Origin of the sequence: Roseovarius sp. MBR-78 (assembly GCF_040547535.1) — a bacterium.
GTDB lineage: Bacteria > Pseudomonadota > Alphaproteobacteria > Rhodobacterales > Rhodobacteraceae > Roseovarius.
This window is the reverse complement of sequence record NZ_JBEPPX010000001.1, coordinates 45,325-68,811: the sequence shown is the minus strand read 5'-3', so window position 1 is coordinate 68,811 and position 23,487 is coordinate 45,325. Positions and strand designations below refer to the sequence as shown.

Below are 23,487 nucleotides of genomic sequence, written 5' to 3'. Positions count from 1 at the left end.
GGTTCAGTATCCTTGCGGGGGTTCGGGGCAGTCGGCGGGGGCGGGCTGGCCGTCAAAGACCACCTCGCCGCAGCGGTTGATCTGGTGCCAGGCATAGGCGCGGCCATCGGGATATATGGCCAGCACCCGGTCGATCCCGTATTGGATGTCGGCCTCGCCCATATAGGCGCGCGCGCGCCCCTCTTCGAGCGCGGCGCCGATGGCCTTGGCGTCGAAACACTCAAACCAGCCCGGCGCGGTGAGCGGCTCTGCACCGGGGTAGGGCATGAGCGGCGCATCCTGCGGCGCTTGCGTGGTGAAACAGGCGCGAAAGCGGATCGGCGAGCTGTCGGCGTCGATGCCCTCGAAATCGCGCGCGGGCAGGTCGATCACATCGCCGCTTGCCAGCGTGAGCCGCATCTCCACTTCGCCGCCCTGCGCCGCCAGCCGCACGTCGCGATAGAAGTGATAGACCTGGAGGTAATACATCGCCCCCCCGGCAATCGCCGCCACGACGAGAATGGCAATGCTGAGAACCTTGCCCATCAGGCCGCATACCCCCCCGCGCCGGTCTGCACGAACGCATCGGCGCACATCTTTGCCAGCGCCCGCACCCGGCCGATATAGGCCTGCCGCTCGGTCACAGAAATCACGCCGCGCGCATCCAGCAGGTTGAAGATATGGCTCGCCTTGATGCACTGGTCATAGGCAGGATGCGCCATGACGATGCGCTTGGCCGTCTTGGGGTCGATATCCTCCTGCGCCAGAATGGCGGCGCATTCGGCCTCGGCCTCCTCGAAATGCCGCAGCAGAACGGCTGTATCGGCCACGTCGAAATTCCAGCGGCTGTATTCCTCCTCGGTCTGGCGGAACACATCGCCATATTTGAGCGCAATCGGCGCATCGGGGTCGTTGAACGGCATGTCCATGACGTGATCCACGCCCAGCACATACATCGCCAGCCGCTCCAGCCCATAGGTCAGCTCTCCCGAAACGGGGTGGCAGTCATGCCCGCCCACCTGCTGGAAATAGGTGAACTGGCTCACTTCCATGCCGTCGCACCAGACCTCCCAGCCAAGGCCCCAGGCCCCGAGCGTGGGGCTTTCCCAGTCATCCTCGACAAAGCGGATATCGTGGCGCGCGGCGTCGATGCCGATGGCCGCCAGCGAGCCGAGGTAAAGCTCTTGCAGGTCAGGGGGCGAGGGTTTGATGAGCACCTGAAACTGGTAATAATGCTGGAGCCGGTTGGGGTTCTCGCCATAGCGCCCGTCGGTGGGCCTGCGCGAGGGCTGCACATAGGCCGCAGCCCAAGGCCGCGTGCCCAAGGAGCGCAGCGTGGTGGCGGGGTGAAACGTGCCCGCGCCCACCTCCATGTCATAGGGTTGCAGGAGGGCGCAGCCGCGCGCCGCCCAATAGCCCTGAAGCCGAAGGATGATCTCCTGAAAACTGCGCGGCTTCAACGTGCTCTCGGTCATGCGTCAGGCCCCCTGAAAATTGCCGCCCCTACCTAGGCCGAGGGCGGGGCGCGGTCAATCGGCCTTGGCGCGCGCGATGCGGCGTGCAGATTAGGGATGCATCGCCGCCGGATTTTGTTACAAACGGGGTTAATCCCCCCAGCGGGTCATGGCAGTCACGAGGACTTCAGGAATGCGTTTGGTTGCAACCGTTTGTTTCATGCTCTTTATCGCGCCGCTTGCGGCGCTTGCCCAGGCGGGCACCGAAGGCGCGGGCGAGGTCTGGGTTCAGATCGAGGCCCAGCCGACCCTTGCCGAGGCGCAGGCCAGCGCGCGGCGATATGCCCGTGACCTGCCCGATGTGAACGGGTTCGCGGTTGGGCAGGGCTGGTATGGCATCGCCCTTGGCCCCTATACCGAGGCCGAGGCCGCGCGCGTGCTCGATGTCTATCGCCGCGAGGGGGTGATCGCGCGCGACAGCTATGTCGCGCCCAGCTCCGATTACGGACGCCGGTTCTGGCCTGCCGGGGCAGAGCCGTTCGTGCCCGAAGAGCCACAGGCGGCGGAGACCGGGGCGCAGCGGCTTGCTCAGGCCGAGCCCGAACCCGAACCCGAGCCCATCATCTACGAGACCCCGGGCGAAGCCCTTGCCAGCGAGAGACGGCTTTCGCGCGACGAGCGGGCGGATTTGCAGATCGCCCTGGAATGGGCCGGGTTCTATCGCGGCCAGATCGACGCGGCCTTCGGGCCGGGCACGCGGGGCGCGATGGCGGGCTGGCAGCGCGAGAACGGCTTTGAGCCGACCGGTGTTCTGACCACGCGGCAGCGCGCCGAACTGCTGCGCCAGTATAACGCCGTGCTCGAGGATCTCGGGATCGAGACCGTGCGCGACACGCGCGCGGGCATCGAGATCGCCCTGCCGCTTGGCGTGGTGGCCCTTGATCGCCACGAGGCACCGTTTGCGCATTACCTCGCCACCGGCGATCTGCCCGCGCAGGTGCTGCTCATCAGCCAGCCGGGCGACCGCACCACCATGACCGCGCTTTACGACATCATGCAGACCCTTGAAATCGTGCCGCCCAACGGCCCGCGCGCGCTTGACGCGGAGGGCTTTACCCTCACCGGCGAGGGGGCCGAGACGGTCTCGCACACGCGCGTGTGGCTGCGCGGGCGCGAGATAAAGGGCTTTACCCTGATCTGGCCCAGGGGCGACGAGGCGCGCCGCACCCGCCTTCTGGAGGCGATGGAGAAGAGTTTCGCCCCCCTGCCCGGCACGCTCGAGGCGATTGCCGCCCCGACGAGCGGCCAGCGCATCGACCTTGTGGCAGGGCTTGACGTGCGCCGCCCCGACCGGTCGCGCTCGGGCTTTTTCGTGGATGCGCGCGGGGCGGTTCTGACCACCGCCGAGGCGGTGCGCGGCTGCGCGCGGATCACCCTGGACGAGACGATCGAGGCCGATATCGCCCATGTCGACACGGGCCTGGGCGTGGCCGTGCTGCGCCCACGCGAGGCGCTTGCCCCGGCGCAGGTCGCGCAGTTCCGCACCGATCTTCCGTCGCTGCTGTCGCGCGTGGCGGTGGCGGGCTATTCCTACGAGGGATTGCTGGGCGCGCCCACCGTTACCTTCGGCCAGTTTGCGGCGCTCGAAGGTCTTGACGGCGAGACCCATCTCAAGCGGCTGGCGCTGTCGGCGCGGGCGGGCGACGCGGGCGGGCCGGTGCTGGATGGCGGCGGCGCGGTGCTGGGAATGCTGGTGCCGTTCGAGGCCGCAGGCCGCAGCCTGCCCGAGGGCGTGAGCTTTGCCGCCACCAACGGCGCGCTGCGCACGGTGCTGATGGCGGGCGGTGTCACCCCGCAGGCGGCCACGGCCAGCCCCGATCTCTCGGGCGAGGCGCTGACCGACCGCGCGGGCGCGATCACCGTTCTGGTCGGCTGTTGGAAATAATTCGCGGCAAACGCCACGGTTTCGCCATGGTCAAGGCATGGCGGGGCCGTGGCAGCGGGGCGAAATGATCCGGCAAATCACAGCCGGAGATCGCATCATGACCCCCCAACGCATCCTTGCCGCAGGCCTTGTTGCCGCCACGCTCGGCATAATTGCCCCCGCAGCCACCGCGCAACAGGCCGATCGCGGCTATACCACCGCGATTCGCGGCGGCACCAGCAAGATCATGCCCCCCGCCACTCATCCCGGCCAATGGTGGACGCATCCCTCGGGCTGCGAATATTCGCGCACGGGGCGGCCCGGCGAGGTGGTGTGGTATCTCATCATCAACACCGCGCGCCCCGAATGCCCGACCTATATCGCCACCCGTGGCGGGCGCGACGTGTATTGAGCGCATGCGCGGCGCGAGGGCGGCCCGCGTTCAGGGCCGCCAGAATCGCGGCAATAGCAGCACCAGGACGGCAAGGATTTCCAACCGGCCCATCAGCATGGCGAGGATCATCAGCCCCTTGGCCGCATCGGGAAAAGCCTGCAACGATCCCGTCGCGCCGACACTGGGGCCAAAGGCCGGGCCGATGTTGAAAATCGCCGTCCATGCGCCGGACACCGATTCGATCAGCGTCAGCCCGGTCAGTTCCAGCGCTACCGAGAAGATGCCCAGCGACAGGATATAGACGGTGAACAAAAGCATCACCGATTGCAGCACCTCATCCTCGACGCGCCGCCCCTCGTGGCGCAGCACCATCACCGAGGAGGGGTGAAAGATGCGCCGCGCCTGCTGACCCAGCGCGCGCAACATGAGCTGATAACGGAAAATCTTGATCGAGCAGCCGGTAGAGCCGGTGCAACCGCCAATCGCGCCCACCGCGATCAGGATCACAAAGGGAAAGCTGCCCCAGGCCGTCACGTCGCCATCGCCAAACCCGGTGCCGGAAAAGATCGACACCATGTTGAAGAGCCGCGCGCGCAGGCCCTCCTCGTCGATATAACCGGTAACCGCCACCTCGTAGCCCACGATCAGAATAGAGGCGTAGCCGATCCAGCGCAGATAGGTGCGCACCTGGCTGTCCTGCCAGAGCGGGCGCATCTGCCCCTGCATCCCCTGCATCAGCCGCACGAAGGGCAACGTGGACAGGATCATGAACAGAATGCAGGCATATTGCAGCCCCGCCGAATACGCCCCGAAAGACGCATCGCGCGTCGAGAAGCCGCCCGTCGCCACGGTGGTGAGCGCGTGCGCGGTGGCATCGAACACCCCCATCCCGAGGGCGAGATAGGCAAACGTGCAGGCCAGCGTCACAACCAGATAGACGTTGAGCACGCCCTTGGAAATGTCGATGGTGCGCGGCAGCGCCTTGCCAAGGGTATCGAACCCCTCGGAGCGAAAGAACTGCATCCCGCCCACCCGCATCTCGGGCAGGAACACCAGCGCGACGATGACGATCCCGAGGCCGCCCAGCCATTGCAGGATGCTACGCCACAACAACAGCCCCTTGGGCAGCCCATCCAGACCCGCGATCACCGTGGAGCCGGTGGTGGTCATCCCCGACATCGATTCGAACAGCGCATCAACCAGCCCCAGCCCGGTCTCGCCCAGCATGAACGGCAGCGCCCCAAAGAGCGGCAGCACCACCCAGACCGTGGTAGTCAGAAGAAAGGCCTGCTGAATGCTCAGGCCCTGCCCAATGGCGTTGCGGCACGACAGCGCCACCAGCCCGCCGATAAGGCCGGTCACGATCATGCTTTCGGCAAAAACGGTCCAGTGCTCCCGCCCCTCGGCGAGATCGACGAGAAGCGGCAACAGCATGGTGCCGCTCATGGCCAGCACCATAAGCCCGACAAGATATCCCACGGGTCGCATATCGAACATGAGGCGCACCGTTGGCCGCAGGCCGAGACGGTGTCAAGCGCCATGCGCGCGCGGCGCGCGGTCGGTTCAGCCGGTCACGATGTCCTCGAAGACGAAGGCCGGGATATCGGCGCGGCAAAGGCCCATCGCGGCAAGCTCGGCATCGCTCATCGCGTGCATCCGCGCCACGCTTGCCAGACGGTTGCGGGTGAGCATGTAGGCATTCATCCCCGGCGCGTGCTCTGCCATGAAGAGGTCAAGATCGCGTCGCCATGTCGGCGATGTGAATTGGATGGTCAGGTCGGTCTCGGTCATCGGGTCCCCTCTTTCGTGTCTCGAACGGGTTCCCTCCCCACGCGGCAATATAATGCGATCCGGCCCGGATTGCGCGGGCTGCGATCATAACGGTGAGAGGTGTTGCTGCATTGCAGCATGCCCTGATGGGCAAGGGCCCGGCGCAGTCCTCCGCCGAGCCCTTTTGCGTGATCACGTCGCGGATCAGGCGTAGAACAGATCCTTGAAGACGTGATAGGCGATCTGGTCACGCGCGATGCCGAGCTGGGCCAATTCGGCGTCGGATTTGGCTTCGAGCGCCTCGATCTGCGCGCGCCGCGACCGCACACGGGCAGAGCGTTCCATAGCGCGCTCAAGCCCCGCCGCGAACCGTGCAAAAAATCCGCGCAGGGGTGATTCGGAAAGATTGGTGGTGGTGTTCGACATTTGGAAACCTCACGAATGTGATGTGTTCCCTCCCTGTCCTGAACCTAGGGCGCGGCGGTGCCGAATACGAGCGACAATACCGAATGGCCGGGTTGCGACAAACGCATCCCGGCCTGCAAGGTATTATTTCGAATGAGTTTTCTCACCCTTGGCCGGCATGGCGGGTGGGGTCGAGGGCGCGCGCTGACGCTTGGCCGCAGTGGCGGCGGCCTCGTCCTTGGGCGCGGGCTTGACAGCCTCGGGCTTGGGCGCGGCTTGCGCTGCGGGGGCGGGCTTGGCCACCTCGGGCTTGGGCGTGGGCTGGACAGCCTCAGCCTTGGGCGCGGGCTTCGCGGGGGCGGCTTGCGCGGCTTTTGCCACCGGCGCGGGCGTCACGGCCTCGGGTTTCGACGCAGGCTTTGCGGGGGCGGCTTGCGCTGCGGGCACTGCCTTGCGCGGCATCGCCGCCGGTTTGGGTGCGGCAACCGGGGCCGTGCGCGCCGCCGGGCGCTTGGCAAACGGCAAGGTCTGAAGCCCCGCCTCGGTCAAGACACGGGCAACGCGCAACTGCGTTTCGATGACATATCCGGTCAGGCGGATACCCGCCGCCGAGAGCTTGAGCGGGAAATCGGGTGCAAGCATTCTGTCTGGTCCTTCTGTCAGGTAACACCGAAGATCGCACGCATGAATGACACGCGCGTGACCAACTCGAATGATGCTGCAATGCAGCAAAGGTGACCGAAGGTCAAATCACATTGTGCAGATGCGGCAAAACCACGCCGATTTTGCCCTCACTTGCCGCGAAACCGCGCAATCCGCTCAGCCGCCATGCACCAGCGTGTGAAACAGGCGCGGATCGAGGCTCAGCGCGTCAAAGGTCTCACCCTCGGTCAGCACGCTCACCGCGTCATGGCTGTGCAGGCTTTCCTGATGGCTTGCCACGACCCGGAAATCGCCGATCCGCGGCTCTGCCAGCAATTGCTCGCAGAAAAGCCGCGCGGCATCCTCGACAAAAATCGGATTGGCGGCGTTCAACTCGGCGAAGGCCTGCTCGTCCTCGCGTTTCACCATCACTTGCGTTTCCGTGGGCACGGCGCGGCGCGCGAGTTCGATCAGATCCTCGAACCACAGGCAATCGCCCTCCATCACCTCGACCGAGATGCGCGCGACCGAGCGTTGCGAATGCGGCGTCGCCAACTGTCCGCGCGCGCGGCGCGCGTGCTCGCTCAGTTCCAGCGAACAGGGGCAGGTCGAGGAATAGACGTAATCGAGATGCATCAGCTTGCGCCGCACCCCGCCCGTATCCACCAGTTCCAGCGCGATATCGTAATACTGATACCCCATCAGCCCCGAGCGCAGCGCCTCCACCTTCATCGGGTAGGAAAACCGCATCTGAAGCCGCGCATCGACGCTGTCGAGATCGGTCAGGTAATCATCGAGCGCCGCCGCCATCACCTCGAGGCTGAAGGTCTTTTCGGCATGCTTGTAAAAGCTGCGCATGATGCGCGACATGTTGATGCCCTTCTTGCCCGCCTCAAGGCTCACCGTGCCGGTGACCGAGGTTTCAAGCATGAGGTCGCCATTCTCGCGGGTATGATAGCGGATCGGCAGGCGGAAATTGGAAATGCCCACATGTTGCAGATGCTGCCGCGTGCCCCGGATGAGCGACGAAGGCCCGTTCTGAAGATCGGGGAGCGTGGCGCGATAGCCCTCGTCGGCGGAAAAATCCTCAGGGTATACGCGCGCCAGCACCGGATAGTTCGCCACCGCTTCATCGGGCAGAAGCCGGGCAATGGCCGGATCGAGATCGGCCACTTCCTCGGGCGTGGCCGACACGGCCCATTCGCGCAACCGGTCGAGCGCGGCCTTTGCCTCGTCCCGGTCCGGGGGCGGCGACATATCAGAGGGGTGGATATTCATACGAGCGTTCCCTGTCCACTGTCCCGAGGGTGACCATATATGGTTTCCCGCCGGATTTCCAATCGCGTAGCTTTATACGCGAAAAGCGGCAGGACGGATCACACCGCATCGAGCGCGCCGCGCAGATCGGCGATCAGGTCCTCGGCATCCTCCAGCCCGACGCTGAGCCGCACCAGCCCCGGCGTGATCCCGAGCGCGCCGCGCCGCTCTTCGGTCAGGCGCTGATGGGTGGTGGTGGCGGGATGGGTGATGATGGATTTGGCATCGCCCAGGTTGTTGGAGATGAGCACGATCTCCAGCGCGTTAAGAAAGCGGAACGCCGCCTCCTGCCCGCCCTTGATGTCGAGCGCGATCACCGTGCCGCCCTGCCCCATCTGCTGCATCGCCAGCGCGTGTTGCGGATGGCCTGCCAGCCCCGGATAGATCACCCGCACCCGCGCATCCCCCGCCAGCGTCTCGGCGATGGTCTGCGCGGCTTGCGATTGCGCGCGCACGCGCAGGTCAATCGTCTCCAGCCCCTTGAGCATCACCCAGGCGTTGAACGGCGACAGCGCCCCGCCGGTATGTTTCATATAAGGCTCAAGCGTTTTGCGGATAAATTCGCGCGTGCCCAGCACCACCCCGCCAAGGCACCGCCCCTGCCCGTCGATATGCTTGGTCGCCGAATAGATCACCACATCGGCCCCCTGCGCGATGGCCTCGGAATAGACTGGCGTGGCAAAGACGTTATCGACCACCACAATGGCCCCCACGGAATGGGCGAGATCGGCCACGGCAGCGATATCCACCACCTCCAGCGTCGGGTTGGCCACCGTCTCGAAAAAGACGGCCTTGGTTCCGGGCTGGATCGCCGCGCGCCACTGGTCAAGCTCGGTGCCATCGACGAATGTCACCTCGACCCCGAACCGCGTCAGCACCTCTTCGAGCACGTAAAGACACGAGCCAAACAGCGCGCGCGCCGCGACCACGTGATCGCCCGCCCGCAGCATCGAGGTCAGCGCGCCCGACACCGCCGCCATGCCGCTCGCGGTGGCAAAGGCGTCCTCGGCCCCTTCAAGGGCGGCGATGCGCTCCTCGAACATGGCCACGGTGGGATTGCCGTAACGGGCATAGATGAATTCGTCCGGCCCCGCTTCGATGAACCGCGCCTGCGCGGCCTCGGCACTCTCGTAGACAAAGCCCTGCGTGAGGAAAAGCGCCTCGCTCACCTCGCCATACTGGCTGCGCCGCGTGCCGCCATGCACCAGTTTCGTGCGTGTTTTCATATCCGTCCTCCGGGCGCATCGCCCAACAAAAAAGCCCCGTTCGCGGTCAAGCGAAAGGGGGCTTTCTCCTGACCTCTTTAGCGGGATGTTTAACGTGGCCCGCAATCCGGTAACAAATCGCCACGCGCTCCGCATAATCCGCCCGCCCGCGCGCGTCAACACTGTCACGCAGGCTTAACCAAAACGTCACCGCTTCGAAATATCCCCGGATTACATCACCACCACAAGATGTAGTGGGGTCACCGCGCCATGCCGATCATTCACGTCACTGCCGGTGAGGGGCTGCCCGCGTCGCTCTGCCTTGATGAGGCGGGCCCGGTGGTGCTCATGGTCCACGGCTTCAAATACGCCCCCGGCCATGCCACCGAATGCCCGCATCGCCATATCTTCGCGCTTTCGCCCGAGCGGGAGTGTTTCAAGGTGGTGAGCTGGCCGCGCGGCCTTGGCTTTGACGGGCAGGACGCGCGCGAGGGGCTGGCCATCGGCTTTGGCTGGAACGCGCGCGGATCGCTCTGGCGCGCCTATGCCGAGGCCGCGCGCGCGGGGGCAGCACTCGCTGCGCTGATCGCCGAGGTCCGGGCGCAGGCCCCGCACCGCCCCGTGCACGCCATCGCGCATTCCTTCGGGGCGCGGGTGGTGCTCTCGGCGCTGGCGCATCTTGCCCCCGGCGCGCTTGACCGGATCATCCTGCTGGCGGGGGCCGAGTTCGGCCACCACGCGCGCGCGGCCCTTGCCACGCCCGCAGGCCGCAGCGCCGAGATCATCAACGTCACCACCCGCGAGAACGACCTGTTCGACATGCTGCTGGAATGGCTGATTCCCGCGCCCGCGCGCGGTGATCGCAGCCTCGGGCTGGCGCTGGCCTCGGGGGCGAACGTGCTGACGCTGCAACTCGACGATACCGCCACGCTCGACGTGCTGCGCCGCGCAGGTTTTGCCATCGCCGCGCCCGCCGCGCGCATCTGCCACTGGTCGCCCTATACCCGCGCCGGGGCGCTCGATTTCTACGCCCGCCTCTTGCGTGAGCCCGAGCGGCTGAACCTCGCACAGTTGCGCGCAGCCCTGCCCGATGAGGCCGCCCCGCGCTGGTCGCGGCTTGCGCCCGAGCTGCGGCTGTCCTTGCCGACCGGGCGCAAGCTGTCATCGTGATCGCGGGGCGGGCCGGGTGTCAGCCTGCACGCCAAGCACAGGTCAAGGCGCGCCAAAGACCGATCCCGCCACCGCGATGGAGGCGTGAACCGGTCCGGCCATCATCCGATCAGGCGCTGAGCAGGCGATAAATCTCGTCCTTGAGCCGCGCACGCTCCTTGCGCAGGCCGTGCTCGGCCTGCTCGTCCATCGGCTCTACCAGCGTTTCGGCGCGATGGACTTGCCGATTCACCTCGTGATAGGCGTCGGCCAGCTTGGAAAAATGCGCGTCACTTTGTTTCAAGTCGCTGATTTTAGACGCGAAATCAGGGAATTCTTCGTGAAGCTCATGGGGGGTATGCGACATCTCGTGCCTCCTTGTCATTATCGGTCGTGTCACCCTAGGCGGGCGCAGCCCCCGGCACCTTGACGCGGATCAAGAAAAGCGCTCCGCGTCGTCATCCCGTCAGGGTGAGGGCACGGGGCGCGCGCGCGTGGCTCCGGGGCAGGACATGGGTATTTGCGCCAAGAAGATGCCAGATCGGCGTGCCCCTCGCAGTCTTGATGCCCTGCCTTGATGCCCTGCCATGCGCGTCAGCGTCGGGCGCGCCGCCATCCCGCCGCGCGTGCTGCCCCTTCCGAGCAGAACCAGCGTTCGCCCTGACCGGTTCGGATCGCGGTGCGCGCGTAATCTGCCTGTCCGGGCAGGTGATAGATGCGCGTGCCCGAGCGGCTGATATTGCCCTTGATCGCGCACTCCCGATCAGGTGCCGCATTCTGCGCCGCGCGCTCATCTCGCACCGCGCGGCGATGGTCGGCGGGCCGCTCGAAGCGATGCGCGTGCAGCCCCCGCCCCGCGATCACGGCGCGCTTTTCGTCGAGGTCATAGGCCATCGAATATTTGCGATAGGCCAGCGCCAGCCCCTCAGTCACCAGCATCCGCCCCACATCCTGCCGCGCCACCGTGCAGGTGGCCACGGTGCGGCCATACCTGTCCATCTCGACCGTCTCGCAGCGCGCGATACGCGCGCCTATGCGTGCGCGCACCTGATCGGCGGCCCAGGTGCCGCAATCCCATGTCGCACCATCCGCACCGGTGCAGCCCTGCCCCAGTTCGGGCGCATCAACGCCATGCAGGCGCACGCGCACCGTGCCCACATCGAACGTGTCACCGTCGATCACGCGCACAGGCCCGCCAAATCCCTGCGCCATGACCATGACAGGGAACAGGATAGGAACGATGAGTAAAGAAATCCATAACATCCCCCCTTATGGCGGGGAAATATGACGGATTTCAAGACGAAAGGTGAACAAATGGTTAACGCTGAGACCGCTCCCAATCGGGATGCAGCCACGGCGCGGCATTCTCGGGCGGCAGGGACCGGCCCAGCACATGGTCGGCGATCTTCTCGCCCGCCATGATCGAGGGCGCGTTGAGATTGCCGTTGGTGATGCGCGGGAAAATGCTCGAATCGGCCACGCGCAGGCCCTCCACCCCGATCACGCGGCCCGATGGATCGACCACCGCTAACGGGTCATCAGCACGCCCCATCTTGCAGGTGCCGCAGGGGTGATAGGCGCTCTCGGCGTGGTCGCGGATGAAATCATCGAGCGCGTCATCGCTCTGCACCGCTGCGCCGGGCTGGATTTCGTGGCTGGTATAGGGCGCGAACGCGTCCTGCGCGAAAATCTCGCGCGTCAGGCGGATGCAGCGCCGGAAATCGACCCAATCGCTGTCCTCGCTCATGTAGTTGAAGCGGATCACCGGATCGTCGGCGGGGTCACGGCTGCGCAGGGTAACCGCGCCGCGCGACGCGCTGCGCATCGGGCCGACATGAGCCTGAAACCCATGCCCCTCGGCGGCGGCCTTGCCATCGTAGCGCACGGCAATGGGCAGGAAATGGAACTGGATATCGGGATACTCGACGCCCGCGTTCGAGCGGATGAAACCGCAGCTTTCAAACTGGTTGCTGGCCCCCGGCCCCCGCTTGCCCAAGAGCCATTGCAGGCCGACCCAAGCCTTGCCCCGGAGGTTCCAGTATTTATAGAGACTCACCGGCTGGCTTGCCGCCATCTGAATATACAACTCCAGATGATCCTGAAGATTCTGCCCCACGCCGGGCCGGTCGGCCAGAACGTCGATGCCGTGCCCGGCCAGATGCGCGGCAGGGCCAATCCCGGACAGCATCAAGAGCTTCGGAGAGTTGATCGACGACGCGGCAAGGATCACCTCGGCGCGGGCGCGCACAACCTCTCGTTGCCCCTTTCGGAGCACCTCGACGCCTACGGCGCGGCCCTCCTCGATGACCACCCGTTGCACGAGCCCGCGCAGCAGCGCGCAATTCCCGCGCCTGAGCGCCGGTTTAAGATAGGCATTGGCCGCCGACCAACGCTGGCCCTTGAAGACCGTCATCTCGAACGGGCTGAAACCCTCCTGCTTTTCGCCATTGTAATCATCCGTGCGGTGATAGCCCGCCTGCACCCCCGCCGCGATAAAGGCGCGCGTGAGCGGATTGGCCATCGCGCCGCGCGTGACGTGCAGCGGGCCGCCCTGCCCGCGCCAGTCGGGATCGCCGCCATGGCCGCCATCTTGCCAGCACTCCATCCGCTTGAAATAAGGGAGCACATCCGCATAGCCCCAGCCGTCGCAGCCCTGATCGCGCCAGTGGTCGTAATCGCGCGCATGGCCGCGCACATAGACCATGCCGTTGATCGAGCTTGACCCGCCGATCACCTTGCCGCGCGGACAGGCCAGACGGCGCCCGCCCAGATGCGGCTCGGGCTCGGTGCGAAAGCCCCAGTCGTAGCGGCGCATGCTCATCGGGTAGCTGAGCGCGCCGGGCATCTGGATGAAGGGGCCCGCGTCAGAACCGCCATGCTCGATCACCAGCACCGATTTGCCGGCCTCGGCCAGCCGATAGGCCAGCGCAGAGCCCGCGCTGCCCGCGCCCACGATGACGTAATCGGCTTCCATCAGCGGCCCCGCCCGTGGCCGATGTCGTGAATTGGATATTTACGGCAAGATGACATCATCCTGAGCCTCCGATCATTCATCACGTTGATATCCGTTCGAATGCACATGCCCCCCGCGGCAACGATATCGAGGGGTCCGCCGATCCCTGGGCGCAGGCGGCACACCGACCATGAAAATCAGGATGTCGGGGCGGCGGCTCATCTGTCCTCGCTGGGCAGGCTGGTGTCGAGATAATGCAGGAGCACGGCAATCGCGGTCTCGGGCGCGATGCCGCCCTCGCCCAGCGCCTGGCGCAGGTAAAGCCCGTCGATCATCGCGGCACAGCCACGGGTCAGCGTGCGGGCGTGATCGGGGGCGATCTGGCGAAAGGCATGGTGCAGGTTGGACCTGAGCCGCCGCTGATAGACATGCAGCAGGCGGCGTGCCGCATCCGAGCGCTGCGCCTGCGCGTAGAAATTGAGCCATGCCGCGACCATCTCGGGGCGGAACTGCGCGGGCGTGAAACTGGCGCGGATGATCGCCTCGACCCGCGCGCGCGGCCCGCGCGCCATGCTGAGCGCGCCGCGCACCTCGGCCCCGTAGAGCGACATGACGTGGCGCATGGCGGCGGCGAACATCGCCTCCTTGGAGCCGAAATAGTGATGCGCCAGCGCGCTTGACATCCCCGCGCGCCGCGCGATCTGCGCCACCGTCACATCGAGCGTGCCATGCGCGCCGATCTCAAGGATCGCCGCCTCGACCAGCGCGCCGCGCCGGATGGGCTCCATTCCCAGCTTGGGCATCCCCGCTCCTCACCTGCTTGCCAGGCCGGGATAGGGGCGTTTGATTGACTCGTCAATCAACAAACCGGAACGGGGGAAACACCCGGCGCACCTGCCGAGAATGGCGTTGTCTTTCACGTCAACGTCATATTAGCCTTACCGCATGATACCCGACCGCCCGCGCGAGGCGAGGCAGGCCGGGTGAAACCACGGGAGGCACCCGCAATGACATGGGTTTTCAGCGGCGGGATGAACCATCGCGGCTTCATGGCCGGTTCTGCGGCCGATAGGGCCATGTTCGACAGCGTCGAGAGGGGCATCGTCGAACAGAACGCGCGCATCGACATGTGCAGGCCCGGCGATCCCCTCGCCGGACCTTTCACCATCAAAATATCCGCAAACGGGAGATAGACGCCATGACACCCAAACTCACCCTTGCCACACTCGCGCTCACGCTCGCCACCGGCCCCGCGCTGGCCAATTGCCAAAGCGTGACCTTCTCCGATGTGGGCTGGACCGACATCACCGCCACCACTGCCGCCACCACCGTGGTGCTCGACGCGTTGGGATACGAGACCGAAACCAAGGTTCTGTCGGTGCCGGTTACCTATACCTCGCTTGCCGCCGGTGACATCGACGTGTTTCTGGGCAACTGGATGCCGACGATGGAGGGCGACATCGCCCCCTATCGCGAGGCGGGCACCGTGGACACGGTGCGCGCCAACCTCGAAGGCGCGAAATACACGCTGGCCACCAATGCCGCCGGGGCGGCGCTTGGGATTACCTCGTTTTCAGCCATCGCCGACCATGCCGAGGTACTGGATGAAACCATCTACGGCATCGAGCCGGGCAATGACGGCAACCGGCTGATCCTCGACATGATCGAGGCCGATGCCTTTGGTCTCAAGGGGTTCGAGGTCAAGGAAAGCTCCGAACAGGGGATGCTGGCGCAGGTCTCCCGCGCCGACCGCCGCGAGGAGCCGATCGTGTTTCTGGGCTGGGAGCCGCACCCGATGAACGCCAATCACGACATGACCTATCTCACCGGCGGCGATGACTGGTTCGGCCCCGATCTGGGCGGCGCCACGGTCTATACCAATACCCGCGCGAGCTATGTCGAGGAGTGCCCGAACGTCGGCAAGCTGCTCACCAACCTGCAATTCACGCTGGAAATGGAAAACGAGATCATGGGCGCGATCCTCGACGAGGGGCAAAAGCCCGAGGACGCAGCCACCGCCTGGCTCAAGGCCAATCCCGGCGTTCTCGGCGGCTGGCTCGACGGTGTGACCACCGCTGATGGCGGCAACGCGATGGCGGCGGTCAAGGGCGCGTTGGGGCTGTGACGCTCTCCCCCGCGTTGCCCGGTCCGGCATCGGGCGGCGCATTCCAAGTTCTTTCGAAAATAGAGTGACCGAGGCACCCCCATGACTTGGCTGAACGATCACAAGATCCCCGTGGGCAAATGGGCCGAGGGCTTCTTTCTCTGGCTGCAAGACAATGCCGCCGGGTTCTTTGACGCCCTCGCCATCCTGATGGAAACGCTGATCGACGCCTTTCTGTGGGTGCTGCAAACGCCGCACCCGCTCGTCATCATCGCCGTGTTCGTGGGCCTGACATGGGCGCTTCAGCGCAACTGGAAGACCTGCCTGTTTGTCCTCCTCGGGTTTCTCTTCATCCTCAATCAGGGCTATTGGGAGGAAACCACCGAGAGCCTCACGCTGGTGCTGTCGTCGTGCATCTTCTGCATGGCGATCGGCGTGCCCATCGGCATCGCCGCCGCCCACCGGCCGCGCCTTTATGACGGGATGCGGCCCGTGCTCGACCTGATGCAGACGCTGCCGCCCTTCGTCTACCTGATCCCGGCCATCGTGTTTTTCGGCATCGGCATGGTGCCGGGCCTCATTGCCACGGTGATCTTCGTGGTGCCCGCCCCGGTCCGCCTCACGCATCTGGGCATTTCCAACACGCCACAACCGCTCCTGGAGGCGGCGCAGGCGTTTGGCGCCACCAACCGCCAGACGCTGTGGAAGGTGGAGCTGCCCTACGCCCTGCCGCAGATCATGGCGGGGCTGAACCAGACGATCATGCTGTCGCTGTCGATGGTGGTGATCGGGGCGCTGGTGGGCGCGGACGGGCTTGGCGTGCCGGTGCTGCGCGCGATCAACACGGTCAATATCTCGCTGGGTTTTGAGTCGGGCCTGATGATCGTCGTGGTGGCCATCGTGCTCGACCGGATGCTGCGCATGGAGGGCCGCAAATGACCGCGACCGCCGTGCATTTCAACCGCGTCTCCATCGTCTTTGGCGACGCGCCCGAGACCGCCCTGCCGCTGATGGATGCGGGGCAAAGCCGCGCCGAGATCCAGCAGGAAACCGGGCAGGTTCTGGGCGTGCATGACTGTGAGTTGAGCGTGGCACCCGGCGAAATCCTCGTGCTGATGGGGCTTTCGGGATCGGGCAAATCCACGCTTTTACGGGCCGTAAACGGCCTCAACCCGGTGGCGCGCGGCACGGTCGAGGTGCATGACGGCGCGGCGATGGTCGATGTCACCCACGCCGATGCCGCCACCCTGCGCCGCTTGCGCCAGCGCCATATCGCGATGGTGTTTCAGCAATTCGGCCTTTTGCCGTGGCGCAGCGTGGCCGAGAATGTCGGGCTCGGGCTGGAGCTTGCGGGCGTTTCCAGGGACGAGCGCGCGCGGCGCGTCTTGGATCAGCTTGCGCTTGTGAGCCTCTCGGACTGGGCCGACCGCCGCGTGGGCGAACTCTCCGGCGGGATGCAGCAGCGCGTGGGCCTTGCCCGCGCCTTCGCCACCGACGCGCCGATCCTTCTGATGGACGAGCCGTTCTCGGCGCTTGATCCGCTCATCCGCACGCATTTGCAGGATGAACTCATCGACCTGCAACAAAAGCTCGGGCGCACGATCATCTTTGTCAGCCACGATCTTGACGAGGCGTTCAAGCTCGGTGATCGCATCGCCATCATGGAGGGCGGGCGCATCGTGCAATGCGGCACCCCGCAGGAGATTTTCACCAACCCCGCCACCGGCTATGTGGCCGATTTCGTGGCGCATATGAACCCGCTCGGCGTGCTGTGTGCCCGCGACGTGATGGAAGCGCCGCAAGGCAGCCCAGCCACCACCGTGCCCCCCGACGCCACCATCCAGGCGGTGATGGAGGCAGCCCAAGGCCACGATACCCCCGTGGGCGTCACCGAGAACGGCAAACTTCTCGGCCAGATCACCCGCAACCGCATCCTTGCCAAGCTGCTTGACCCGCGCGCCTGACGCGCCCAACCGTGAGGGTTTCCCATGCGCGCCGCCCTGCTTACCCGTTTCGCCGCCCCGGTCGAGATCACCGATCTGCCCGATCCGGCCTGCCCGCGCGACGGCGCGCTCATTGCGGTGCGCGCCTGCGGCGTCTGCCGCTCGGATCACCACGCGTGGAAAGGGGCCGACGCGGATGTGGTGCTGCCGCATGTGATGGGCCATGAATTCGCGGGCGAGGTGATCGAGACCGGCCCCGAATGCCACGGCTTTCACCCCGGTGACCGCGTGACAGCGCCCTTTATCCTCGGTTGTGGCACCTGCCCCGATTGCCGGGGCGGAGAGCCCACCATCTGCGACCATCAACAGGTCATCGGCTTCAGCCAATGGGGCGCGTTCGCCGAGCGCATCGCCATCCCGCGCGCCGATTTCAACCTCGTGCGCCTGCCCGATACGATGGGCCATGCCGAGGCCGCCGGCATGGGCTGCCGCGTCACCACGGCGTTCCGCGCGGTGGTGGACCGCGCGCAGGTGCAGCCCGGCGAATGGCTGGCGGTGCATGGCTGCGGCGGGGTGGGCCTGTCGGCGATCATGATCGGCGCGGCCTTGGGCGCGCGGGTGCTTGCCATCGACATCGCCCCCGAGGCGCTGGCCATCGCGCGTGATCTTGGCGCGACCGCCACGCTCGATGCGGGCGGCACCGATGATGTGGGGGCGGCGGTGCGCGATCTGACGGGGGGCGGCGCGCATGTCTCGCTCGACGCGCTGGGGATCACGGCGACCTTTCACAACTCCTTGAAAAGCCTGCGCAAGATGGGCCGCCACGTGCAGATCGGGATGCCGCTCGGTCCCCACGCCACGCCCGATCTGCCGCTGCTCGATCTGGTCTATGCCCGCCAGATCACGCTCCACGGCACGCGCGGGATGGGCGCGCATCGCTTTGCCGCGCTCTTTGGCATGATCGCCGCCGGGCGGCTTGATCCTGCGCGCCTTGTCACCCGGCGGATCGGCCTGTCGGGCCTGCAAGCAGCACTTGCCGACATGGACAGCTATGGCGGCGCGGGGGTGACGGTCGTGGATGACATGACCGCCTGAGCCGCCACAGACCTGCCCCGTTTCCGGCAAGGCCATGCCGCGAAATCATGCTCTGCTATCCTGACAGACCACGGCAGGGGCAGCCCCCGGTTGCCCTGCCCAATCAAAAGGATGAGGCAGATGACCGAGCAAGAGACCCCCCGCAACGGCCCGCCCCGGCCGCCCCGAGACCCGCAACGCCCGAAACCGGCCCCGGTGCCGATCTTTCGCGATTACGCCAGCATCTGACGCGCAAGGGCCACCCTACCCGCCCGATTTCCAGGTATTGAGCAACAGGCTCGTCTCGGAACTCGCGATGCCGTCAAACCGGCGGATCTGCGCCAGAACGCGGTCGAGCGCCTCGAGCGTCTCGGTGCCGATCTCGACGATCAGATCCCAGCGCCCGTTGGTGGTGTGGATCGCGCGCACCGCCGAGAGCCCGCCCAATTGCCGGATGATTCGCTCGGTGCCGCGCCCCTCGATGCCAAGCATCATCAGCCCACGCACCGGGTCGCGCGCCGTATCGCCCCGGAGCACGACGGAAAAGCCCACGATCTCGCCCCGCGCCCGAAGCCGCTCGATCCGCGCGCGCACGGTGGTGCGCGACACGCCAAGCGCCAGCGCCAGATCGGACAGCGAAGCGCGCGCATCGTGGCGCAGCGCCGAGATCAAGCGGTGGTCGGTATCGTCCATATTGCAACCTTTTGCATTCGTTTCGACAGATATACCCCAAATAGTGCAAAATACCCGCTTCAATTCAACCCGATTCGACGCCACTCCTGTCAACAACAGATCAGGAGACACCCATGACCCCCATCCCCCAATCCCGTGACATCCTGCTTGTCGGTGCGCCCGTGGACAGCGGCAAAGCGCGGCGCGGCTGCCTGATGGGCCCCGATGCCTATCGCACGGCGGGGCTTGCCGAGGCGCTTGGGCGTCTTGGCCTCACCGTGCGCGACCTTGGCAACGTCACCCCCGCCGAGGCCGCCCCCGCCCCCGACATGCCGCCCCATGTGTACGCCCCGGCGGAAACGGCGGGCTGGACTGCGGCGCTGGCCGAGGCAGGCGCGCGCGCCGTGGCCCAAGGATTGCCGATCTTTCTGGGCGGCGATCACAGCCTGTCGCTCGGCTCCATCGCCGGGGTGGCACACCATGCCGCTGCGCAGGGCCGCCCGCAATTCATCCTCTGGCTCGATGCGCATAGCGACATCCACACCCCGCAAAGCACCGGCTCGGGCAACCTGCACGGCACGCCCATCGGCTATGTCACCGGGCGCGCGGGGTTTCACGGCTTTCCGCCCGTGCCCCACCCGGTGCCCGAGGCCAATATCTGCATGATCGGGCTGCGCTCGGTCGATGAAGCCGAACGCGCGGCGCTGGCCGAAACGGCGATCCGCCGCCACGACATGCGCGAGATCGACGAGCGCGGCATTGCCCGCCCGCTGGCCGAATTCCTCGCCGATGTCGAGCGCGCGAACGGGATGCTGCATGTCAGCCTCGACGTGGATTTCCTCGATCCCAGCTTTGCCCCCGCCGTCGGCACCACCGTGCCCGGCGGGGCCACCATGCGCGAGGCGCATCTGGTGATGGAGATGGTCTGCGATTCGGGCCTTCTCACCTCGCTCGATCTGGTAGAGCTGAACCCGTTTCTGGATGATCGCGGGCGCACCGCGCAGGTGATGGTCGATCTCGCCGCCTCGGCACTTGGCCGCCGCGTCTTTGACCGCCCCACCCGCGCCTATAGCTGAGGAGACCGCCATGACACTCGCCCCTTCCGACAAGGCCTATGTGCCCTTCGTCTCGGTCGATCACATGATGAAACTCGTGCATCATATCGGGATCGAACCGATGCTGCGCGGCCTCGCCGACTATATCGAGGCCGATTTCCGCCGCTGGGAACTTTTCGACAAGACGCCCCGCATCGCCTCGCATTCCGCCGAGGGGGTGATCGAGTTGATGCCCACCTCCGATGGCGAGGTTTACGGTTTCAAATACGTCAACGGCCACCCCAAGAACACGTGGTCGGGGCTGCAAACCGTCACCGCCTTTGGCCTGCTCGCCAATGTCGGCAATGGCTATCCGGTGCTGTTGTCGGAGATGACCGTGCTCACCGCGCTGCGCACGGCGGCGACTTCAGGCATGGTGGCGCGCTATCTCGCGCCCAAAGGGGCCGATACGATGGCGATGATAGGTGCCGGCGCGCAGTCGGAATTCCAGAGCCTCGCGATGAAGGCGCTGGTGGGGGTGCGCGCGATCCGCCTCTACGATATCGACCCGGCGGCGACCGAGAAGGCCGCGCGCAACCTTTCGGGGCTGGGGCTGGAGGTGGTTGCCTGCCGCAGCGCCGAGGCCGCGATGGAAGGCGCGCAGATCATCACCACCTGCACCGCCGACAAGCAATATGCCACCATCCTTTCGGACAACATGGTGGGCGCGGGCGTGCATATCAACGCCATCGGCGGCGACTGCCCCGGCAAGACCGAGCTTGCCCCGGCGATCCTGCACCGGTCCTCGATCTTTGTCGAATACCCCGAACAGACCCGCATCGAGGGCGAGATCCAGCAGCTTGACGCCGACCACCCGGTGACCGAGTTCTGGCGCGTGCTGGCGGGCGAGGTGCCGGGGCGCACCGCGCCAGAGCAGATCACTCTCTTTGACAGCGTCGGCTTTGCCATCGAGGATTTCTCGGCGCTACGCTATATCCGCGACCATATCGGCGGCACGGACTATTACCGCGACCTCGACCTGCTCGCCGACCCCGACGACCCGCGCGACCTCTTTGGCATGGTGATGCGCGCGGCGGTGTGAGGCGGCTCTCGCGGCGCTGAGTGTCGCCGCCTAGCGTGCAGGTGGCGCAGGCGGCGGCGGGGCGGCGCAATGCCCGCCTGTCGCCGCCAACCCCGAGCCAAGCGCCACCATCGGCGGGGCGGTGTAGGGGTTGAGCGGTGCCGATTGCGCCTGATCGAGCGCGATCAGCCCCACCATCCCCAGCGCCACCAGCAAGCCCACATGCGCCCGCCTCATCGCCGTGCCTCCAGCCCCAGCGCGGGCCGCAGCCGGATACCCACGTATGACCCGGCAAAGGCCGCGACAAACCACACCCAGCCATGCGCCGAGCCGGTGGCGATGCCGCTGAAGAACGCGCCGATATTGCAGCCAAAGGCCAGCCGCGAGCTATAGCCCAGCACCAGCCCCGCCACGATCACCGCGACCCAGGCGCGCGCGGGCAAAACCCCCACCGGCGAGGCGAACCCGGCGCGCCACCACGCCACCAGCGCCGCCCCGCCGATGATCCCCAGATCGGTGAGCGAGGTCATATCCGTGAGCAGGCTTGCCTCGACCTGCGCGGCATTGGCAGGTGCCGACCAGAACACCGATCCCGAGAGATCGCCGCCCACGGCCACCACCGCCTTGGCCACCCAAAGCCCGAGGCCGTAGACCACGCCCCAGGGCTGACCGGCCACCACCAGATGCAGGATCGCCAGCGCCGCCAGCACCAGCGCCGCGCCCCAGTAGCGCGCAGGCAGGCGGTGACTGCCCTTGCGCCCCAGCACCAGCGCCAGCACCGCAAGGCCCGCAAGCCCCGCCAGCGTGACAGCAAGCCCGCCGACCCCGGAAAGCGCCATGACCGGCAGGCTGCCGAGATCGGTCCACCAGGTCAGGTGATAGGCCCCGGCGAAACTTCCGATGGCAAAGAAGGGCAGCGCCACCGCCCCCACGGCATTGCCGCTCCCGGCATTGACAAGCGTGCCCGAGCCGCAGCCCAGCACGATCTGCATCGCCGCGCCAAAGACAAAGGCCCCGCCCACCATCGCCAGCCCGATGGGCGCGTGCGCGCCCTTCAACTCCGCCCCGTTCGCGGCCAGCAGCGGCAGCGCGGCGCAAGCAACGATGCCGATGGCCAGAAGCTGCGCCAGCAACCCCGACGCATCCCGCTCCAGGATCATTCGCCGCCACGGCCCGGTAAAGCCGAAACGAAACCCCTCCAGCGCAAGGCCAAAGCCCAGCCCGATCGCCAGCACGGCACCCGAACGCGGCCCCGCGACAAGCGCCACGCCCACCACCAGCGCCGAGACGAGCAAAAGCACCGAGGCGCGCGACAGCGTGCCGGGGGCCGAGGCCGGGAGGGCCGTTGCCTGTGTCATGGCCGCCTCAATACTTGCCGGTGATCTTGTCGATCATGTTTTCGAACAGGCCCGGCACATTGGCCATCTCCAGCCCGGCATTGGACCAGCCCACCACCGATTCAGGATAGAGCCGCACCCCTTCGATGCCGGCAATCTCGCTCAGCGCGAACCAGTTGGTCGCCGCCCAGTGCCCGGTATTGCAGAAACTCACCAGCCGGTCGCCGGGGCCAAAGCCGTTTTCCTCGGCCAGTTGGCGCACCAGGTCGGGCTTGATGAGCGACGGCTCGTCAGAGCCGAACCAGCGGTCATGGGTGAAATATTGCGATTGCGGGATGGTGCCGGGGCGGGCGGCGGCGGCATGCTTGGTCTCGCCGCGCCAGAACGCCTCGGGGCGGGCATCGACCAGCGTGGCCTCCTCGCGCCCCTCGACGATGGCCTGCACATCGGCGCGCGTGGCCAGCCACCGATCCGAGAATGTCACCGTGATCTCGCTCGGCACAACGTCGGGCATGGCCCCGGTTTCCACCGCGCCCCCGGCCTGCTGCCAGCCATTCATGCCGCCGTTGAGCACTGCCAGATCGCCTAGCCCTGAGGATTTCAACGTCCAGTAAACCCGCGCCGCCGATCCGAAATCGGTCTGGTTCGATCCCTGGTGGACCACCACCACCGGCGTATCCGTCGTCAGGCCCAACCCGCGCAGCACCTCGGTCAGATGCGCCTCGCTCACCAAAGCGCCGGGATTTTCCGCCGGGCCGCGAAAGAGCGCATAGGGCGCGTTGCGCGCACCGGGGATATGCCCCTGCTCATAGCTGTCCTGCCCGCGAATATCGAGCACCACGGGCACCGTATCGCCCTTGAGCGCCACGCCAAGCGCCTCTGGCCCGACCAGCGGCCCCGCCTGCGCCATCAGCGGTGCGACGGCCAGCGCCAGCGCATAACCCAGCCGTTTCATCAATTTCAGCATCTCGCATCTCCTGTCATCAAGACATCCGGTTCTGCCATAGACATATGCCGCGCCCCCGCGCGCAACAAGCCACCACGAGCGCC

The 23,487-nt window shown here is 66.3% G+C and carries 26 protein-coding genes and 1 riboswitch; of the genes, 10 read left to right on the top strand and 16 right to left on the bottom strand.

The annotated features are described in order from the left end of the window. Window positions 1-3: 3 nt before the first annotated feature. Both ABIE58_RS00370 and ABIE58_RS00365 read right to left on the bottom strand, forming a co-directional pair. Window positions 4-525 (bottom strand): DUF6446 family protein, encoded by a 522-nt coding sequence (locus ABIE58_RS00370; RefSeq protein ID WP_354542686.1) that lies wholly within the window; start codon window positions 523-525, stop codon window positions 4-6. Beyond that, window positions 525-1,454: a glycine--tRNA ligase subunit alpha gene (locus ABIE58_RS00365; protein WP_354542685.1), complete on the bottom strand. Its 930-nt coding sequence runs from the start codon at window positions 1,452-1,454 to the stop codon at window positions 525-527. The genes ABIE58_RS00370 and ABIE58_RS00365 overlap by 1 nt, the downstream gene beginning before the upstream one ends. A 172-nt stretch (window positions 1,455-1,626) precedes the next feature. Here ABIE58_RS00365 and ABIE58_RS00360 point away from each other — a divergent pair, with 172 nt between their 5' ends. Next, a complete protein-coding gene (locus tag ABIE58_RS00360) occupies window positions 1,627-3,378 on the top strand; it encodes a serine protease (protein WP_354542684.1) in 1,752 nt (583 codons plus the stop codon). Window positions 3,379-3,475: 97 nt separating this feature from the next. Further along, window positions 3,476-3,769: a hypothetical protein gene (locus tag ABIE58_RS00355; RefSeq protein WP_354542683.1), complete on the top strand. Its 294-nt coding sequence runs from the start codon at window positions 3,476-3,478 to the stop codon at window positions 3,767-3,769. Window positions 3,770-3,799: 30 nt separating this feature from the next. Here the strand turns inward: ABIE58_RS00355 and ABIE58_RS00350 are convergent, their stop codons facing one another. From ABIE58_RS00350 to metZ, 6 genes are all read right to left on the bottom strand, one after another. Continuing rightward, window positions 3,800-5,248: a TrkH family potassium uptake protein gene (locus tag ABIE58_RS00350; protein WP_354542682.1), complete on the bottom strand. Its 1,449-nt coding sequence runs from the start codon at window positions 5,246-5,248 to the stop codon at window positions 3,800-3,802. Between the two features lie 66 nt (window positions 5,249-5,314). Continuing rightward, window positions 5,315-5,542, bottom strand: coding sequence for a DUF1127 domain-containing protein (locus tag ABIE58_RS00345; protein WP_354542681.1), 228 nt, complete (start codon window positions 5,540-5,542; stop codon window positions 5,315-5,317). Between the two features lie 183 nt (window positions 5,543-5,725). After that, window positions 5,726-5,947, bottom strand: coding sequence for a hypothetical protein (locus ABIE58_RS00340; RefSeq protein ID WP_354542680.1), 222 nt, complete (start codon window positions 5,945-5,947; stop codon window positions 5,726-5,728). Between the two features lie 123 nt (window positions 5,948-6,070). After that, entirely contained in the window at window positions 6,071-6,568 is a 498-nt protein-coding gene (locus ABIE58_RS00335; RefSeq protein ID WP_354542679.1) for a hypothetical protein, read from the bottom strand. Window positions 6,569-6,745: 177 nt separating this feature from the next. After that, complete coding sequence (gene folE2, locus ABIE58_RS00330; RefSeq protein WP_354542678.1) at window positions 6,746-7,846, bottom strand: GTP cyclohydrolase FolE2; 1,101 nt, start codon at window positions 7,844-7,846, stop codon at window positions 6,746-6,748. 98 nt (window positions 7,847-7,944) lie between these two features. Beyond that, window positions 7,945-9,111, bottom strand: coding sequence for an O-succinylhomoserine sulfhydrylase (gene metZ, locus ABIE58_RS00325; RefSeq protein WP_354542677.1), 1,167 nt, complete (start codon window positions 9,109-9,111; stop codon window positions 7,945-7,947). Between the two features lie 56 nt (window positions 9,112-9,167). Then, a riboswitch (SAM riboswitch) is annotated at window positions 9,168-9,245 on the bottom strand. Window positions 9,246-9,360: 115 nt separating this feature from the next. Here metZ and ABIE58_RS00320 point away from each other — a divergent pair. Beyond that, the gene (locus ABIE58_RS00320) at window positions 9,361-10,260 is read left to right on the top strand and encodes an alpha/beta hydrolase (protein WP_354542676.1); all 900 of its coding nucleotides are present in this window, start codon (window positions 9,361-9,363) and stop codon (window positions 10,258-10,260) included. A gap of 109 nt (window positions 10,261-10,369) precedes the next feature. Here the strand turns inward: ABIE58_RS00320 and ABIE58_RS00315 are convergent, their stop codons facing one another. The 4 genes from ABIE58_RS00315 to betI form a co-directional block, all read right to left on the bottom strand. Beyond that, window positions 10,370-10,606 carry an HP1242/YdcH family protein gene (locus tag ABIE58_RS00315; RefSeq protein ID WP_354542675.1) on the bottom strand — a complete coding sequence of 79 codons (237 nt, stop codon included), beginning with the start codon at window positions 10,604-10,606 and terminating at the stop codon, window positions 10,370-10,372. A gap of 227 nt (window positions 10,607-10,833) precedes the next feature. Continuing rightward, on the bottom strand, window positions 10,834-11,502 hold the full coding sequence (locus ABIE58_RS00310; protein WP_354542674.1) for a thermonuclease family protein: 669 nt from the start codon (window positions 11,500-11,502) through the stop codon (window positions 10,834-10,836). A gap of 55 nt (window positions 11,503-11,557) precedes the next feature. Then, window positions 11,558-13,213 (bottom strand): choline dehydrogenase, encoded by a 1,656-nt coding sequence (gene betA / locus ABIE58_RS00305; RefSeq protein WP_354542673.1) that lies wholly within the window; start codon window positions 13,211-13,213, stop codon window positions 11,558-11,560. 197 nt (window positions 13,214-13,410) lie between these two features. Continuing rightward, a complete protein-coding gene (gene betI, locus ABIE58_RS00300; RefSeq protein WP_354542672.1) occupies window positions 13,411-13,995 on the bottom strand; it encodes a transcriptional regulator BetI in 585 nt (194 codons plus the stop codon). A 204-nt stretch (window positions 13,996-14,199) separates the two neighbouring features. On the opposite strand from betI, the gene ABIE58_RS00295 reads away from it, so the two are divergent. From ABIE58_RS00295 to ABIE58_RS00275, 5 genes are all read left to right on the top strand, one after another. Next, the gene (locus ABIE58_RS00295) at window positions 14,200-14,385 is read left to right on the top strand and encodes a hypothetical protein (RefSeq protein ID WP_354542671.1); all 186 of its coding nucleotides are present in this window, start codon (window positions 14,200-14,202) and stop codon (window positions 14,383-14,385) included. A 5-nt stretch (window positions 14,386-14,390) separates the two neighbouring features. Further along, window positions 14,391-15,317 (top strand): choline ABC transporter substrate-binding protein, encoded by a 927-nt coding sequence (locus ABIE58_RS00290; RefSeq protein WP_354542670.1) that lies wholly within the window; start codon window positions 14,391-14,393, stop codon window positions 15,315-15,317. Window positions 15,318-15,398: 81 nt separating this feature from the next. Next, window positions 15,399-16,235 carry a choline ABC transporter permease subunit gene (gene choW / locus ABIE58_RS00285; RefSeq protein WP_354542669.1) on the top strand — a complete coding sequence of 279 codons (837 nt, stop codon included), beginning with the start codon at window positions 15,399-15,401 and terminating at the stop codon, window positions 16,233-16,235. Continuing rightward, the gene (choV, locus tag ABIE58_RS00280) at window positions 16,232-17,260 is read left to right on the top strand and encodes a choline ABC transporter ATP-binding protein (protein WP_354542668.1); all 1,029 of its coding nucleotides are present in this window, start codon (window positions 16,232-16,234) and stop codon (window positions 17,258-17,260) included. Before choW ends, choV begins: the two co-directional genes overlap by 4 nt. Window positions 17,261-17,284: 24 nt before the next feature. After that, window positions 17,285-18,334 (top strand): zinc-dependent alcohol dehydrogenase family protein, encoded by a 1,050-nt coding sequence (locus ABIE58_RS00275; protein ID WP_354542667.1) that lies wholly within the window; start codon window positions 17,285-17,287, stop codon window positions 18,332-18,334. 243 nt (window positions 18,335-18,577) lie between these two features. Here the strand turns inward: ABIE58_RS00275 and ABIE58_RS00270 are convergent, their stop codons facing one another. Next, window positions 18,578-19,006 carry an Lrp/AsnC family transcriptional regulator gene (locus ABIE58_RS00270; protein ID WP_354542666.1) on the bottom strand — a complete coding sequence of 143 codons (429 nt, stop codon included), beginning with the start codon at window positions 19,004-19,006 and terminating at the stop codon, window positions 18,578-18,580. A 113-nt stretch (window positions 19,007-19,119) separates the two neighbouring features. Between ABIE58_RS00270 and rocF the strand changes: the two genes are divergently transcribed. Both rocF and ocd read left to right on the top strand, forming a co-directional pair. Further along, the gene (rocF, locus tag ABIE58_RS00265) at window positions 19,120-20,061 is read left to right on the top strand and encodes an arginase (RefSeq protein WP_354542665.1); all 942 of its coding nucleotides are present in this window, start codon (window positions 19,120-19,122) and stop codon (window positions 20,059-20,061) included. 10 nt (window positions 20,062-20,071) lie between these two features. Beyond that, window positions 20,072-21,121 (top strand): ornithine cyclodeaminase, encoded by a 1,050-nt coding sequence (gene ocd, locus ABIE58_RS00260; protein WP_354542664.1) that lies wholly within the window; start codon window positions 20,072-20,074, stop codon window positions 21,119-21,121. A gap of 30 nt (window positions 21,122-21,151) precedes the next feature. Here ocd and ABIE58_RS00255 read toward each other — a convergent pair whose 3' ends face one another. The 3 genes from ABIE58_RS00255 to ABIE58_RS00245 are packed head-to-tail and all read right to left on the bottom strand — an operon-like array spanning window position 21,152 to window position 23,404. After that, complete coding sequence (locus tag ABIE58_RS00255; RefSeq protein ID WP_354542663.1) at window positions 21,152-21,337, bottom strand: hypothetical protein; 186 nt, start codon at window positions 21,335-21,337, stop codon at window positions 21,152-21,154. Continuing rightward, window positions 21,334-22,458: a YeeE/YedE thiosulfate transporter family protein gene (locus tag ABIE58_RS00250; RefSeq protein WP_354542662.1), complete on the bottom strand. Its 1,125-nt coding sequence runs from the start codon at window positions 22,456-22,458 to the stop codon at window positions 21,334-21,336. The genes ABIE58_RS00255 and ABIE58_RS00250 overlap by 4 nt, the downstream gene beginning before the upstream one ends. Before the next feature lie 7 nt (window positions 22,459-22,465). Beyond that, a complete protein-coding gene (locus tag ABIE58_RS00245; protein WP_354542661.1) occupies window positions 22,466-23,404 on the bottom strand; it encodes a sulfurtransferase in 939 nt (312 codons plus the stop codon). Window positions 23,405-23,487 lie beyond the last annotated feature (83 nt).

Coding starts and splice junctions, on each gene's coding strand:
- ABIE58_RS00370 (WP_354542686.1), bottom strand. CDS start 525: ATGGGCAAGGTTCTCAGCATTGCCATTCTCGTCGTGGCGGCGATTGCC.
- ABIE58_RS00365 (WP_354542685.1), bottom strand. CDS start 1,454: ATGACCGAGAGCACGTTGAAGCCGCGCAGTTTTCAGGAGATCATCCTT.
- ABIE58_RS00360 (WP_354542684.1), top strand. CDS start 1,627: ATGCGTTTGGTTGCAACCGTTTGTTTCATGCTCTTTATCGCGCCGCTT.
- ABIE58_RS00355 (WP_354542683.1), top strand. CDS start 3,476: ATGACCCCCCAACGCATCCTTGCCGCAGGCCTTGTTGCCGCCACGCTC.
- ABIE58_RS00350 (WP_354542682.1), bottom strand. CDS start 5,248: ATGTTCGATATGCGACCCGTGGGATATCTTGTCGGGCTTATGGTGCTG.
- ABIE58_RS00345 (WP_354542681.1), bottom strand. CDS start 5,542: ATGACCGAGACCGACCTGACCATCCAATTCACATCGCCGACATGGCGA.
- ABIE58_RS00340 (WP_354542680.1), bottom strand. CDS start 5,947: ATGTCGAACACCACCACCAATCTTTCCGAATCACCCCTGCGCGGATTT.
- ABIE58_RS00335 (WP_354542679.1), bottom strand. CDS start 6,568: ATGCTTGCACCCGATTTCCCGCTCAAGCTCTCGGCGGCGGGTATCCGC.
- folE2 (WP_354542678.1), bottom strand. CDS start 7,846: ATGAATATCCACCCCTCTGATATGTCGCCGCCCCCGGACCGGGACGAG.
- metZ (WP_354542677.1), bottom strand. CDS start 9,111: ATGAAAACACGCACGAAACTGGTGCATGGCGGCACGCGGCGCAGCCAG.
- ABIE58_RS00320 (WP_354542676.1), top strand. CDS start 9,361: ATGCCGATCATTCACGTCACTGCCGGTGAGGGGCTGCCCGCGTCGCTC.
- ABIE58_RS00315 (WP_354542675.1), bottom strand. CDS start 10,606: ATGTCGCATACCCCCCATGAGCTTCACGAAGAATTCCCTGATTTCGCG.
- ABIE58_RS00310 (WP_354542674.1), bottom strand. CDS start 11,502: ATGTTATGGATTTCTTTACTCATCGTTCCTATCCTGTTCCCTGTCATG.
- betA (WP_354542673.1), bottom strand. CDS start 13,213: ATGGAAGCCGATTACGTCATCGTGGGCGCGGGCAGCGCGGGCTCTGCG.
- betI (WP_354542672.1), bottom strand. CDS start 13,995: ATGCCCAAGCTGGGAATGGAGCCCATCCGGCGCGGCGCGCTGGTCGAG.
- ABIE58_RS00295 (WP_354542671.1), top strand. CDS start 14,200: ATGACATGGGTTTTCAGCGGCGGGATGAACCATCGCGGCTTCATGGCC.
- ABIE58_RS00290 (WP_354542670.1), top strand. CDS start 14,391: ATGACACCCAAACTCACCCTTGCCACACTCGCGCTCACGCTCGCCACC.
- choW (WP_354542669.1), top strand. CDS start 15,399: ATGACTTGGCTGAACGATCACAAGATCCCCGTGGGCAAATGGGCCGAG.
- choV (WP_354542668.1), top strand. CDS start 16,232: ATGACCGCGACCGCCGTGCATTTCAACCGCGTCTCCATCGTCTTTGGC.
- ABIE58_RS00275 (WP_354542667.1), top strand. CDS start 17,285: ATGCGCGCCGCCCTGCTTACCCGTTTCGCCGCCCCGGTCGAGATCACC.
- ABIE58_RS00270 (WP_354542666.1), bottom strand. CDS start 19,006: ATGGACGATACCGACCACCGCTTGATCTCGGCGCTGCGCCACGATGCG.
- rocF (WP_354542665.1), top strand. CDS start 19,120: ATGACCCCCATCCCCCAATCCCGTGACATCCTGCTTGTCGGTGCGCCC.
- ocd (WP_354542664.1), top strand. CDS start 20,072: ATGACACTCGCCCCTTCCGACAAGGCCTATGTGCCCTTCGTCTCGGTC.
- ABIE58_RS00255 (WP_354542663.1), bottom strand. CDS start 21,337: ATGAGGCGGGCGCATGTGGGCTTGCTGGTGGCGCTGGGGATGGTGGGG.
- ABIE58_RS00250 (WP_354542662.1), bottom strand. CDS start 22,458: ATGACACAGGCAACGGCCCTCCCGGCCTCGGCCCCCGGCACGCTGTCG.
- ABIE58_RS00245 (WP_354542661.1), bottom strand. CDS start 23,404: ATGCTGAAATTGATGAAACGGCTGGGTTATGCGCTGGCGCTGGCCGTC.